Annotated in this window: 17 protein-coding genes; 12 read left to right on the forward strand and 5 right to left on the reverse strand. The window is 32.5% G+C overall.

The features are described 5' to 3' along the window. Positions 1-19: 19 nt before the first annotated feature. Complete coding sequence (locus LBV24_RS08785) at positions 20-574, forward strand: thioredoxin family protein (protein WP_224478276.1); 555 nt, start codon at positions 20-22, stop codon at positions 572-574. Further along, on the forward strand, positions 571-1,092 hold the full coding sequence (locus tag LBV24_RS08790) for a GNAT family N-acetyltransferase (RefSeq protein ID WP_224478277.1): 522 nt from the start codon (positions 571-573) through the stop codon (positions 1,090-1,092). The genes LBV24_RS08785 and LBV24_RS08790 overlap by 4 nt, the downstream gene beginning before the upstream one ends. A gap of 74 nt (positions 1,093-1,166) precedes the next feature. Here LBV24_RS08790 and LBV24_RS08795 read toward each other — a convergent pair whose 3' ends face one another. Continuing rightward, complete coding sequence (locus tag LBV24_RS08795; protein ID WP_224478278.1) at positions 1,167-1,892, reverse strand: energy transducer TonB; 726 nt, start codon at positions 1,890-1,892, stop codon at positions 1,167-1,169. Between the two features lie 92 nt (positions 1,893-1,984). Continuing rightward, positions 1,985-4,135, reverse strand: coding sequence for a TonB-dependent receptor (locus tag LBV24_RS08800; RefSeq protein WP_224478279.1), 2,151 nt, complete (start codon positions 4,133-4,135; stop codon positions 1,985-1,987). 142 nt (positions 4,136-4,277) lie between these two features. Between LBV24_RS08800 and LBV24_RS08805 the strand changes: the two genes are divergently transcribed. Genes LBV24_RS08805 through LBV24_RS08815 form a run of 3 tightly spaced genes read left to right on the forward strand, consistent with a single transcriptional unit; the run spans position 4,278 to position 6,127 of the window. After that, entirely contained in the window at positions 4,278-4,964 is a 687-nt protein-coding gene (locus tag LBV24_RS08805; RefSeq protein ID WP_224478280.1) for a lysoplasmalogenase, read from the forward strand. Between the two features lie 32 nt (positions 4,965-4,996). Continuing rightward, positions 4,997-5,491, forward strand: coding sequence for an RNA polymerase sigma factor (locus LBV24_RS08810; protein ID WP_224478281.1), 495 nt, complete (start codon positions 4,997-4,999; stop codon positions 5,489-5,491). A 3-nt stretch (positions 5,492-5,494) separates the two neighbouring features. Further along, the gene (locus LBV24_RS08815) at positions 5,495-6,127 is read left to right on the forward strand and encodes an MFS transporter (protein ID WP_224478282.1); all 633 of its coding nucleotides are present in this window, start codon (positions 5,495-5,497) and stop codon (positions 6,125-6,127) included. Between the two features lie 2 nt (positions 6,128-6,129). Here the strand turns inward: LBV24_RS08815 and LBV24_RS08820 are convergent, their stop codons facing one another. Both LBV24_RS08820 and LBV24_RS08825 read right to left on the reverse strand, forming a co-directional pair. Further along, a complete protein-coding gene (locus tag LBV24_RS08820) occupies positions 6,130-6,930 on the reverse strand; it encodes a lysophospholipid acyltransferase family protein (RefSeq protein ID WP_224478283.1) in 801 nt (266 codons plus the stop codon). A 48-nt stretch (positions 6,931-6,978) separates the two neighbouring features. Beyond that, positions 6,979-7,620: an NUDIX hydrolase gene (locus tag LBV24_RS08825; protein WP_224478284.1), complete on the reverse strand. Its 642-nt coding sequence runs from the start codon at positions 7,618-7,620 to the stop codon at positions 6,979-6,981. 2 nt (positions 7,621-7,622) lie between these two features. Between LBV24_RS08825 and LBV24_RS08830 the strand changes: the two genes are divergently transcribed. The 3 genes from LBV24_RS08830 (at position 7,623) to LBV24_RS08840 (ending at position 11,152) form a co-directional block, all read left to right on the forward strand. Next, positions 7,623-8,330 carry a peptidylprolyl isomerase gene (locus LBV24_RS08830; RefSeq protein ID WP_224478285.1) on the forward strand — a complete coding sequence of 236 codons (708 nt, stop codon included), beginning with the start codon at positions 7,623-7,625 and terminating at the stop codon, positions 8,328-8,330. A 61-nt stretch (positions 8,331-8,391) separates the two neighbouring features. Further along, positions 8,392-10,536, forward strand: a complete 2,145-nt coding sequence (locus tag LBV24_RS08835) for a M3 family metallopeptidase (RefSeq protein ID WP_224478286.1) — start codon at positions 8,392-8,394, stop codon at positions 10,534-10,536. Between the two features lie 265 nt (positions 10,537-10,801). Next, positions 10,802-11,152 (forward strand): hypothetical protein, encoded by a 351-nt coding sequence (locus tag LBV24_RS08840; RefSeq protein WP_224478287.1) that lies wholly within the window; start codon positions 10,802-10,804, stop codon positions 11,150-11,152. 2 nt (positions 11,153-11,154) lie between these two features. On the opposite strand, the gene LBV24_RS08845 is transcribed toward LBV24_RS08840, so the two are convergent. Beyond that, the gene (locus LBV24_RS08845) at positions 11,155-11,916 is read right to left on the reverse strand and encodes a DUF481 domain-containing protein (RefSeq protein WP_224478288.1); all 762 of its coding nucleotides are present in this window, start codon (positions 11,914-11,916) and stop codon (positions 11,155-11,157) included. 147 nt (positions 11,917-12,063) lie between these two features. On the opposite strand from LBV24_RS08845, the gene LBV24_RS08850 reads away from it, so the two are divergent. From LBV24_RS08850 to LBV24_RS08865, 4 genes are all read left to right on the forward strand, one after another. Next, positions 12,064-12,633 (forward strand): hypothetical protein, encoded by a 570-nt coding sequence (locus LBV24_RS08850; protein ID WP_224478289.1) that lies wholly within the window; start codon positions 12,064-12,066, stop codon positions 12,631-12,633. A 32-nt stretch (positions 12,634-12,665) separates the two neighbouring features. After that, positions 12,666-13,085 (forward strand): hypothetical protein, encoded by a 420-nt coding sequence (locus LBV24_RS08855; protein WP_224478290.1) that lies wholly within the window; start codon positions 12,666-12,668, stop codon positions 13,083-13,085. Positions 13,086-13,159: 74 nt separating this feature from the next. Further along, positions 13,160-13,474: a hypothetical protein gene (locus LBV24_RS08860; protein WP_224478291.1), complete on the forward strand. Its 315-nt coding sequence runs from the start codon at positions 13,160-13,162 to the stop codon at positions 13,472-13,474. Positions 13,475-13,520: 46 nt separating this feature from the next. After that, complete coding sequence (locus LBV24_RS08865) at positions 13,521-13,901, forward strand: VOC family protein (RefSeq protein ID WP_224478292.1); 381 nt, start codon at positions 13,521-13,523, stop codon at positions 13,899-13,901. The last annotated feature ends 68 nt before the right edge of the window (positions 13,902-13,969 follow it).

Raw genomic sequence — 13,969 nt, forward strand, 5'->3', positions numbered from 1 at the left:
ATAAAACTATAAAAATACAATGGCTTTAACACCTTCTAATATGCTACCATTAGGCACAAAAGCACCTGAATTTTCTCTTGTTGACACAAAGGACAACAAAATAAAATCATTGCAAGATTTAAAGGGAAAGACAGGAACTTTAGTTATGTTTATTTGCAATCATTGTCCGTTTGTGATTCATGTAAATGAAGAACTTGTTAGGCTTGCAAATGATTATCAATCAAAAGGGATAAACTGTATTGCTATTTCAAGCAATGATGTTGTAAATTATCCTCAAGATGGTCCAGACCAAATGAAGCAACATGCCATAGATAACCACTACCCTTTTCCATATTTATATGACGAAACACAAGATATAGCAAAAGCCTATGATGCCGCATGTACACCTGATTTCTTTTTATTTAATAGTGATTTAAATCTCGTTTACGCTGGCCAGTTGGATGGTTCTAGACCAGGAAATGGAATTCCTGTTACTGGCGAAGATCTCAGGAGTGCTATTGATGGACTAGTTAATAATTCACCGATAAATCAGAATCAAAAACCAAGTATGGGCTGTAATATTAAGTGGAAATGAGTTATTTAATAGAAACTGAACGCCTTTACTTAAGGCGTCTAACAGAATCGGATGCAACCGATTTATTTGAATTAGATTCTAATCCTAAGGTCCATAAATATTTGGGAAACAACCCCGTAAAATCAATAGAAGAAAGCCAAAATCAAATTAAAAATGTATTGAAGCAATACGAGAAATTTGGTATTGGAAGATTGGCCATGATAAGTAAGGAAACAAACGAATTTATTGGTTGGTCAGGCGTAAAATTTGAAAGGGAACTGCGGAAAGAGTTTGATTATTATGATTTGGGATACAGGCTTAAGGAAAAATATTGGGGACATGGTTATGCTACAGAAGCCGCCATTGGTTCTCTTGAGTATGGTTTTAATGAATTAAGGCTAAATGAAATAAATGCTTGTGCTGATGTTAATCATGTGGTATCCAATAAAATTTTAAAAAAAATAGGATTTATTCCAGATGGAACATTCACTTTTGAAGGTTCACTGATCAATTGGTATTATCTAAAAAACAAATCATAACACACAACAAAACCCCTTTTTCAAGGGGTTTCATCATCAATCAAATTATTCTAAACCAAGTTTTATAATTTAGTTTATTGTTGTTGTAATTTAAAGTTAATTGGTATACTGTATGGCACGCCAACTGGCTTATTACGTTGTTTTCCTGGTTTCATTTGAGGAAGTAAACCTACGATTCTTTCTGCTTCAGTTTCCAATAACTTATCCGGACCTCTACTTCTTATTTTTGTAACCTTACCATTTTTATCAATTAGGAAGAATACAAATACTCTACCTTGAATATTTAATTCTGAAGCTACTACAGGATATCTAAAGTTTTTATGTAGGTGTTCTTGCATTTTTTTCTGGAAACATGCCTTTAATTCTGCATTATTTCCTTTACATCCAGGGAAAACAGGTACTCTCTCAATCACTGCAAAAGGTACTTCTATATCTTCTTCAATTTCTTCTACCTCAACCTCTTCTACTGCAACAACATCCTCAATAATGTCATCCTGTCCAATTTCTGTACTTTCCACTACAGTTTCCTCAACATCTTCAACGTCCTCTACCACAGTAATAGACTCTGAAACTACTGCTTTTGGTGGAGGTGGTGGAGGTGGAATATTGATCGTGGTTATAGGAATATCTTCTTCTAGCTGTTCTGTTAACATTAAGATATCAATCTTTGTACTAGATTTATCGTAAGTCTTATGTTCTAGTCCTAAATAAGTAAGAACTAACATTACGTTTAAGCCAACAGCAAAATATAAACTGCTGTTTCGACCTACATTGGCTTTTGGGTTCTTTTTGAGTTCCATGACGTTTAATTTAATACCATAAAGTTAATCATCATACGGCGTAAGAATTATGACAAAAGTCATATTTGAAACTGAAGACTCATTTTAACAATTTAGAGATTGTCTAATTGATTATCCGTACCATCTTCACTAATAGTCCAAAAGAATCCTACAAAGAAGAATTGATCTGCAGCTGGTTTAAGTGCCATTCTATCGAATTGACCATTCATATCTGGTGTGTTTGAATATTGATAACCATTGATATTATTGAATCCTAAAACGTTATTCACAGAGAAATACAATATTTTTTGTTGATCTAATAAATAAGCCCAGTTAAGACTTAAACTATTAAACGGCTTTGTGCGCTCACTTAAAAAATCATTAGTGTTAGGATCTGTGTAAGGTCTACCAGATGAATAGCTATATGCTAAACCAATTTGGCTTTTCCAATCATCTATCCAATACTTACCTACTACTGATAAGTTATGATTAGTTGCAAAATTTGGTTGTGCTGCATATTCAAAATTTCTATAATCACGCTCTGTATCTAAATATGAATAGCTAAGCCAATAATCTAAGTTTTTAATGCTGGTATTATCTCGCCAAAAAACATCTATTCCCTGAGCATATCCAAATCCGTTAGAGCTATAGTTGCTATCAAAGCCTTCAAACTCGGTATCAAACTTAACAAGGTTATCATATTCTTTTCTATAAGCTTCAGCTCTAAATATTCTACCATCGTTTACATATTGATAATTTAGAATATAGTGCTTGGTTTGCTGTGCTTTTACGTTTTGCTCAAATTTAAGAATATCATTATTTGGGTTCTGGAAAAAATCACCATAGGCTAATGAAAACTGTCCATTATCAGAAACCTTATAGGCTAATGCCAATCTAGGTGCTATATCAGTTTGGTTAAAAATTGAACTATAATCTGCTCTAATCCCAGCTTTTAGTGCTAATTCCTTAGAGAAGACAATATCTGCTTCAGCATAACCTGCCGTAATATTGTTTTTAAAACCATAATTCTCAGAAACTGTACTTTCTTCAAACGTTTCATCAAAATCGGTTAGGAATTGTTCAACTCCAAAACTTAATTTAAATCTGCTACTAAATCGTTTCTTAAGTTTTAATTTTAAGTGTGCAGAGTTTTCAGTGTTTGTAATGTCACTTGTTTCAACATCTATGTCATTATTAGCAAATGTATAACTCAATCCAGAAGTTAATGTCCAAGTATCACTTAAAACACCTTTATATGATGTGTTTAAATAGAAATTGTTGTTGTTTAAACCAAATTCTAGTCCGTCTTCTAAATTAATATCTTCTTGTGTTAATTTGAATTTAGCAGTATCAAAAGCTGCATAAAACTTTAACATACCTTTATTTAAACGCTGTCTAAAGACCATTTCTCCTTGCGCACCTGTATATGGTGTTTCCCAATCGTTTCTATCCTCAAATACTGCTAAATATGGTGCAAGGTTTATATATGTAGCATTAAAACTTAATGAAGATTTCTCCCATTTCTGAGTATTACCCAAAGCGGCTCCTACAGTCATTATTCCAATATCTGTTTTCTCTTGAACTGGTTCGTCAATGGTATTTAGTAGTAATACACTTGACAAGGCCTGACCAAACTCTGATGAATATCCTCCAGTAGAAAATGTAATACCATCAAATAGAAATGGTGAGTATCTACCACGAGTAGGAATATTATTTGTTGTTGGTGAATACGGTGTAAATACTCTAATACCATCAATAAATATTTGTGTTTCGTCAGCACTTCCACCCCTTACAAATAATCTTCCATCCTCAGCTACATTAGAAGTGCCTGGCAAGGTCTGTAATGCTCCTACAAAATCTCCCAATGCACTTGCAGTTGTAACAACGTCAAGTGGTTTTAAAACCGATACCTTACTGTTGTCACTGGCTTCAAACGTACCTGCACTAAGTACAACGGCATCTAAGGTTTCTACATCTTCTCTTAATTTAATTATTAGTTGATTTAGTTTTGTTACATCTTCAATTAATGTCTTTGTTTCAAAGGATAAAAAAGAAATGATTAGAGCATGTTGACCTTCCTCATCTGTGCTAAACAGAAAATCTCCATTTTCATTAGTTGTAGCACCATCATAAGTCCCGTCTAAATAAACATTAGCCCCTTGTATTGGTTGATTCTTGTTATCTGTTACTTTACCAGATATGGTAGTTTGCCCATAAATAATACTTCCGAAAAGGAAAGTTATTAAAGTGATTAGCGTTTTCATTGATTGATTGATTTATACTGTTCGTTTTTGATTGTGATACAAAATTGAGGCATTTTTAAGTGTTTCTAAATTCATTTTAACCGAACTGTTATAAAAGGAGGATGAATTGAATATCTTTGGCACAAGAATCTAAATAAAACCCATGCTAACAAGTACAAAAAGGCAGTTTACTATACTATTCTTTATTATAGTTTTATTTGAATTAATTACTGGTTCAGTGCCAGAATTAGCATTGGCACACTATATAGCGAAACCAGCTATTGTAATTAGCCTAATGGTCTTGTTCATTAATAGTTCGCACAAGCTATCAGGTGGCATAAGAAAAACAACCTTGTTAGCACTAGGATTTTCTTTATTAGGTGATATTTTATTGATGTTTGTTAATCAAAGTACTGACTTTTTTACATTAGGTTTAATTGCATTTTTGTTGGCACATATAATGTATATTATTGTTTTTCTGAAGCACAGAAATAATAAAAGATCACCAATAGGTTTTTTACTACTACTTATCATTTATGCAAGTGGTTTATTCTTTTTACTCAAAGATGGTTTAGGTGAAATGTTTATTCCTGTTATAATTTATATAGTTATTATTCTTAGTATGGCAGCTACTGCATTTCTTAGAAAATCAATGGTTTCAAATTTGAGTTATTTACTAGTGCTCATAGGTGCAATTGTATTTATTATTTCAGATAGTTCATTGGCCATCAATAAGTTCCATAAAGAATTGCCATTTGCTAATATAATTGTGATGCTCACTTATGCTATTGCACAATATTTAATTGTACTAGGAATTTTAAAAATAAATGTAACAAACACCAAGGTATAACTACTAATGGTGTAACTAACCAAAATCATCAATTGAACAAAGAGCTCGAACATAGTTTTGTTGAACAGTTGCAAAAGCACCAAAACATTGTGCATAAGGTATGCCGTTTGTATACGAACAATGTAGATGCTCACAACGATTTGTTTCAAGAAATTACAATTCAATTGTGGCGTGCTTACCCTAAGTTTAGGGGAGATTCAAAATTTAGTACTTGGATGTATCGTGTTGGTTTAAATACTGCTATTACATTATATCGAAAGTCTAAGCGAAGAATAAGCACACAACAGTTTGATAATATTCAGTTTAAAATCAAAGCTGAAGAATATGATGATACGGAAGAAGAGCAATTAAAGCTTTTGTATACAGCGATACATCAATTAAATGACATTGAAAAAGCCTTGGTATTCTTGTATTTAGAAGACAAAGATTACAGGGAGATAAGTGAAACCTTGGGTATTACTGAAGTAAATGCACGAGTTAAAATGAACCGTGTAAAAAAGAAATTGAGAACAATCTTAAATCCGTAAAATATGGATGAGTTAGAATTATTAAAAAAGGACTGGAAGAAGGAGCAACCTGAATTTAACACTTTTGCAGATTCGGATATTTATTCGATGCTTCACAAAAAGTCGTCCTCTATTATAAAAACATTGTTTTATATAAGTATAGCGGAATTTGCTTTTTGGATACTTGTAAATACTTTACCTTACTTTTTATCAGATTCTTATCGAGAAAAACTTGAAGCTAGCTATGAAAACCCTCTATTTGTGGGCCTTTCATTCTTAAGCTTTGGCGTAATAATTCTATTTATATACTTACTATACAATTCTTATAAATCCATTTCAATAACGGACAATGCAAAAAAATTGATGGAAAGTATTTTAAGAACCCGGAAGGTGATTAAGTACTATGTTATTTTCAATTTGGTAATGATCTTTATTTCAATCCCTTTGTCTTTGTATTTTGAGTTTAATCAAAATCCTGAGTTTCATGACCAAGTTGCATCGATGGATTCTGGACAAATGCTAGTACTTTATTTAATTACCACATTAGTTACAGGAGTGATTATATTGATTTTCTGGTTGTTCTATAGATTGATCTATGGAATATTATTGAAGCGTCTTAATAGAAATTATGATGAATTGAAGAAACTAGAGGTTTAAAATTACCAATCTCTTAGTTCCTTATTTAAGCGTTCTTTTTCCTCAAGCTCTTCCTGTGGTATTACTTTTAAAAATGAAGGATGTTGTTCTATTGCATATTCTATTTTTTCAACAATGTCTGCAATGGTTTCATTCTCGTAATCTATTTCTAATGGTTGTTTAACCTCAAAGGATTGATATATGTTCTTCTTTTTGATTCTAAGCCCTTTCTTATCGAATGAACGTCTAAAACCATCAATAACAATAGGTACAACAATTGGTTGGTAATGCTTAATAATATGAGCTGTACCTTTTCTAATTGGTTTAAATGGTGTCGTTGTCCCTTGAGGAAAAGTAATGACCCAACCATCATCCAAAGCTTTCTTAATATTAGTAATATCGCTCATTTTTACCTGGCGATTTACATTCTGCCCTTTAGAACGCCAAGTTCGTTCAATACTAATAGATCCAGTGTAAGCAAAAATTTTAGGGATTAAACCAGATTTCATGGTCTCTTTAGCAGCAACGTAATAAATATTCAACTTAGGATTCCATAAGTATCCTACATTCTTTATACTATCTAATCTTCCGCTAAGGCTCGCATTGAATACATGAAACATGGCAATTACATCAGCAAAATAAGTTTGATGGTTAGAAATAAACAATACATTTTTGTCTGGTAAATTCTTTAATATTTCAGATCCCTCAATTTGCAAATCATTAAAGCCTCTAAAACGTCTATGCGTCAATAATCCTAAAATCCGAATTAGCCACTTTTTCACCCAAAGAATATGTCCAAAAGGATTGGTTTTAAATAAACCCATGTTGATTTTTCAATTAAACTGAATTACAAATGTAACAAATAAGACCAGCTATAAAACTTGTTTTAATAAGTCTTTTAGTTCACTTAGCATCATTGCTGTTGCTCCCCATACAATATGATCATTAAGTTTAAATGCAGGAACCTCTACCTCAACATTATAAGAAGTTGGCACTCTGGTCATTAAAACATTTCTATCATTTAAAAAATCTAACAAGGAGACTTCTATGATGTCTTCAACCTCATCTTCCTGTTTTCTAAACAAAGGTTTATATTCAGAAACTGCTAAAAATGGGTGCACTATAAAATTGCTAGGTGGTATATATAATGGAGACATTGGTTTAATAATGTTAAGATTAGATGTTGGGACACCAACTTCCTCCTCAGTTTCGCGCATAGCTGTTGTCATTAAGTCATTATCACCCTCTTCATATTTTCCTCCAGGAAAAGCAACTTGAGCAGAATGTACCCCTTTATATGTCTTACGGAGAATTAATACAAAATTGGTATTAAAATCAGCATTGGGATAAAACAAAGCCAAAACTCCAGCCTTCTTTGCTGACTTAGCTTTAGCTTGCATTTTCTTAGCCAACTCAAGACGATATGGAGGAGACATTTTAGCATGAGATAATTCGCCAAAAAGCTCGAGATGTTTTATTTTTACTACAGCATCTAAAAACGAATTAAATACCATTTATGAGATTTCTTTTAATAGTAAGTTTTACACTCTTAATATTGAATTGTGAAGATAAACAAACTTCAAAACAAAATAATACAACCCTTGTAAAAGATTCTACTTCAGTTAAAACACCGACTAAAGAAAATTCTAAAAATGAAGTCAAGGAGGATTTCCCTGTACTTACAGATGCTAATGCCATGGAATTTTTCTTAGAGTATGAAAAAGAACATAAAGAAGATAAAATAAGAATAACTACAGATTATGGCGAAATTGATATTAAGTTATACGAAAAGACAAAATTTCATAGAGCCAATTTTATATACCTCACAAAGCTTAATTATTTTAATGGTACGCAATTTTACCGTGTAGTAGAAAACTTCATTATTCAAGGAGGTAGTAGCGATGATTACAATATTGCCAAAAGACGAAGAAAAATTGGTAAATATCTATTACCACCAGATACAAAAAGAGGATACACTCACAAACGTGGAGCAGTTTCAATGCCGAGTAGTGAAATTGAAAATGCTTATAAATTAGCCTCACCATATCAGTTTTTTATTGTTCAGAGACCTGGCGGAGCAGATTATTTAGATAAAGGTTATACGGTATTTGGAGAAGTTATTAAGGGAATGGATGTAGTAGACGAAATAAATAAAGTAGATACGGATGAAGGTGAATGGCCTTTACAAAATGTATATATCAGAAAGGTAGAAATTATAGATTAATTAAGAATCCTTATGCCCTATTTTTAATACCTTGCTTACACTAACAACAAAACTAACAACTATGATGCGTAGATCAATTAAAATGGCAGTGCTTAGCAGTATTTTGCTATTTGCAAGTTGTAAAAATGACAACAAATCGAACGAAGAATTAATGACTGATAATTTATTACTTCAAGAGTGGACAGGACCATATGAGGGAACGCCAGCTTTTGACAAAATGAAGGTAACTGATGTTAAAGAAGCTGTTGAAAAAGGAATGGAACTCAGTTTAGAAGAGATTGAAGCTATTGCTAATAACTCCGAAGCGCCAACCTTTAAAAACACTATTGAAGCTATGGAGAGTTCTGGTAAAGTTTTAGACAGGGTTTTTGCATACTATGGCATTATGTCTAGTAATGTTTCTTCTCCTGAGTTTAGAGAGATTCAAGCAGAATTAGCTCCAAAGCTATCCGAATTTAGATCTAAAATTTCTCAGAACGAAAAACTTTTCCAGCGGATTAAAGCAGTTTATGATGCGTCACAAGAAACACCATTAGAACCTCAGGCACAACGTGTTGTAGAACTAACCTACAAACAGTTTGAAATGAATGGTGCTAATTTAGACGCGGAAAAGAAAAAACGATATGCTGAAATTAACAAGGAACTATCTTCATTGTATACCAAATTTGCTAACAACGTACTGCATGATGAAGAAAATTATGTTACATATTTAAATGAAGACCAACTCGATGGGTTATCCGATGCCTTTATTAAATCTGCGGCAAAAATTGCAAGCGATAAAGGTAAAGAAGGTATGTACGCTATAACAAATACGCGTTCATCAATGGATCCTTTCCTTACATACTCTACCAACAGAGATTTACGTAAACAAGTATGGACTAACTATTATTCACGTGGTGACAATGGCGACGAATATGATAACAATAAAATCATTGCTGAAATTTTAAAATTACGTAAAGAACGTGTTGGTCTATTGGGTTACGATAATTATGCGCAATGGCGTTTACAGGATCGTATGGCGAAAAACCCAGAGAATGCAATGGCATTAATGGAAGCCGTATGGCCTGCTGCAACAGCACGCGTCAAAGAAGAAGTTGCGGATATGCAAGTCATTGCTAATGAACTTGGAGATAATATTACTATTGAGCCTTGGGATTACCGTTATTATGCAGAGAAAGTACGTAAAAAGAAGTACGATTTAGATAGTGATGAAGTTAAGCAATACCTTCAATTAGACAAATTGAGAGAAGCTATGTTTTTTGTCGCTGGAGAACTCTTTAATTTTGAATTCATACCAATTGAAGAAGGTAAAGTACCTGTTTTCCAAGAGGATGTTAAGGTTTGGGAAGTTAAAGATAGAACATCAGGAAAACATATAGGGCTATGGTATTTAGACACCTTTGCTAGACAAGGCAAACGCTCGGGAGCTTGGGCAACAACCTACAGAAGCTACACGTCTTTTGAAGGTGAAAAAACAGTTTTAGCATCTAACAACAATAACTTTGTGAAACCGGCTCCAGGTGAAGCTGTACTGATCTCTTGGGATGATGCAACTACATTTTTCCATGAGTTTGGACATGCATTGCATTTCTTCTCATCTAACGTAAAATACCCAACACTTAATGGTGGAGTGCGCGATTATACAGAATTTCAATCTCAATTACTCGAGCGTTGGTTATCTACTGATAAAGTAATCAACCAATTTTTGGTTCATTATGAAACAGGAGAACCAATACCTGCATCTTTGGTTGAAAAAATAAAAAATGCATCAACATTCAATCAAGGATTCGGTACGACTGAGTATTTAGCCTCTGCTCTTATGGACATGAAACTGCATTTAGCAGATCCTTCAGATATAGATATAGATAAATTTGAACGTGAAACACTGGACGAACTTGGTATGCCTAAAGAATTACCAATGCGACATAGAACACCACATTTTGGACATGTGTTCTCAGGTGAAGGATATGCCACTGCTTACTATGGATATATGTGGGCAGACGTCCTTACTAGTGACGCGTCTGAAGCTTTTAAGGAAGCACCTGGTGGATTCTATGATAAAGATGTTGCAGATAAATTAGTGAAATATTTATTTGCTCCTCGCAATGCTATGGACCCAGCTGATGCCTATAGAAAATTTAGAGGACGAGATGCAAAAATTGAAGCATTAATGCGAGATAGAGGATTTCCAGTTCCTCAAGGATAATTCTAAATAAAAAAAGACTTAAAAACGCTCAATTCTAAGGTGTTAGATTGGGCGTTTTTTAATTGAAAAAAGTTATCTTTAATCAACAACAAATTTAGTAACCAACAGTATATGATTTGTTAAATGCGTTAATGCATAAAAAAGTATTGCAACGAAATGTTGAAGGCTTAAATCAACTAAATAAAAAGTACAACCAAACCTTAGAAGATATAAGGGAAAATAATTAAAATTATTATCCGTTAATTATTGAATAATAAGATTCTTCATGAAAGCAAAACAACTCATTGCATTAGCTCCAGAAATATACCTTGTACTTGCTACCTTGTATTATTGGGTATTAACGGCTAATTTCTTTAATCCTTTTGCAATAGTTCTTTTAACTATACTGCTCTATCAATTGATTTTTAGAAAATTCGCAACGGGAATAATTATAGCTTCAATTTTTATTTTGCTAAACCTGTACATGATTTTTGCACTGCTTTCAGAGCTGTCCGAATTCACAGAACCGAATGAAAATTATAATAACCTATTATTTATAGGCTCTTTATTTATTGCACTTAATCTATTGGCTGGCATATTTATGTTCTGGAAGTATTTAAAAACTAAAATAGTCTAGTGCTAAAGGTAATTTTTCAATTTAAAGCCAAATGTCAATACACTATCATCTTGCTTTTGTCCCTGAATAACCACGCTTTCAAATGTGTCTAGATAATTAATTTTAAAATTCAGGAATTTCCATAAAGGAAATTCTAAACTCACGTCAGCACGCCATCTGTAGTTGTCACTTTCTTCCAGTGAAGGTTGAAAGAAGCTTTCGTGCTTAACAATCACTTTTTTCTTAAATAAATGATATTCGCCCTGAACCCACAAAGTTCCCCTTAAAGCATCAATAGAATTGTTCCCATTGTATTCCATCTGATTGAATGTAGACTTCTTAAAATCTGTATTTTCATACTCACAAGTCAAAGCAAATTTTAGAAAGTTCTTTTCCTTTTTAAATATCTGAAAAGTTGCTCCTGCACCAAATAGATACCTTAAGTCAATTTCCCTTCTAAAATTAGTACTGACAAAAGCTAATACCAAAGGTGAAATTTTTCGCTCTGGTGTAAATCTTAAAAAATTGAGACTTAAAATATCTTCATCTGCCTTTTCTTTTCCAAACTCTTGGTAGACATAAGAATTCTTTGTTTCAAATAACCCTTTTTCCCAAGGCTTAAAACTCACATTAGAACTTGCCCTAAATATAACCGTCTCTACATTCCCAGCTTGCATAAAACCTGTCAATGAGAGGTCTGCCTTTACACTGAGTGAATCAGCATCTTTAACCTGGCCAAAAATTAAACTGGGGACAATCAAGAAATAATATAGAACCCTTTTCATAACACTTAACTATAAATAATTATTTCAAAAGAATCCTCAAATATAGCCATTAGTACAAATTAGGTGCCATTATTAATTAATTTTATAAAATGAAATCAAAGTCCTCATATTTGGTTCTGTAACTTTAGTCACAACATAAATTTATTAATGCTAAAAGACATTCCCCTAAAATCAAAAGACAGTATTACAAAGAATTTACTTGTACTAAAAATTTGTACTTGGCACCAGCTAATTGAGCATGTAAAGAATTTACCATATGGCAGAAATAGCAATAGAAGTGATTTCAACCTTGTAATTACAGAAAACAAGGGAACTTGTAGTTCTAAACATGCTCTTCTTAAAAAAGTCGCTGATGTTAATGGATTATCAAATGTGAAATTAATTCTTGGTATTTATAAAATGAATCAAAAGAATACTCCAAAAATTGGAAGTGTTTTGTCCCAAAACAACATAGATTATATACCTGAAGCCCATTGCTATTTAAACATTGATGGTAGACGATTAGATTATACAAGTGCCAATTCTAAATTTGACAAGATTGCGAAAGACATATTAGAAGAAATTGAAATTTCACCTGAACAGGTAGTAGAATTTAAAATTAACTACCACAAAAATTTTATTAAAGGTTGGTTAGAAGAATCAAAATCCAATAAAACATTTACGCAAATTTGGGACATTAGGGAAAAGTGCATTACTCATTTAAGTGGTAATTCTTAAAAATATTATAGGCTAAATCACGTTATAACTGCATGAGACACAATAAATTTCTTCCTCTATATTTATTGTTTTTATTGGTTCATTTGTCTTGTGACAGACCAAAATGCACCAATAATAATCCCGTTTTTGAAGAGAATACAGCAGATTCAAAAATCTATAAAGATGAACTTGTAAAACAGTTATCATTGGTAGATCAAACTCAATTAACTTATTGGTTACAAGATTATGAAAACGTCAATGGTGATGAATACCTCTATTTTTATATTCAGGGTGATGGGTTATGCGCCAGTCTACATTTAAAAATGGAGCACTGGCAAAAACTTGAAAATGTTAGAGATAAAAAAGGCTCTGGTCGTTTTAACGCAGAATTCACCAATTTAAAATTTGATATTAAACAAGACTCAACGTCTACTCAATTTGTGTACAATACTTTTGATAGAATTATCGATTAATTTGTAACTTTAAAACTATAGTTGCAATTCTTGCCCATACTGCACTATTTGTAAATTATCTAAAAGCAGTAAAAATGGAAAAAATTAGAAAAATTGGCGTTTTCTCATTTGCAAAGTTTCAAGCGTTTATGGGATTATTTATTGGATTTGTATTTGGTATACTTTATTCTTTTGGTGGCCTGATCATTGACATTCTTGTTAGTTTAGAATGGATAACATCAACTGAAACACCAGGTTTAAGTTATGGGACCATATTGGCATTTGGTGCCTTAATTGGTATGCCTATTATTGGTGCTGTTTTAGGTTTTATATTTGGGATAATTCAAGCCATATTATTTAATTTCACTTCTAATTGGTTCGGTGGAATATTTTTAGAAATTAAATCATGAAAATTTAATGTAATTGTTATATATGGTAACTTAACTCATAGCCATTATGAACCTAAATCAAGTCACGGTACCGTCATTAGATGTTGAAAAAGCAATTGACTTTTATAAAACTCTTGGTTTAAAATTAATAGTTAGGGCTTTACCGCATTATGCCAGATTTGAATGTCCTAAGGGTACTTCAACATTCTCCATTCATCAAGTAGAACAATTGCCTAAAGGCGAAGGTATTTCCATCTATTTTGAGTGCGATAATCTAGATGAATATGTTTTAGAACTAAAAGAAAAAAGGATTACATTTCATTTAGATCCTACCGACCAGAATTGGCTCTGGCGTGAAGCTAGGCTCAAAGACCTAGATGGTAATCAACTAATATTATACTTTGCTGGTGACAATAGGCTTAATCCGCCTTGGAAAATTCAAAAATGATTAGGATTTAAGTAATAAAAATTTGAATTGTTCCTCTGTTGCTTTACACCAAGGTTGAAAACAACTGA

The organism is Winogradskyella vincentii, from assembly GCF_020166345.1.
Lineage (GTDB): Bacteria > Bacteroidota > Bacteroidia > Flavobacteriales > Flavobacteriaceae > Winogradskyella > Winogradskyella vincentii.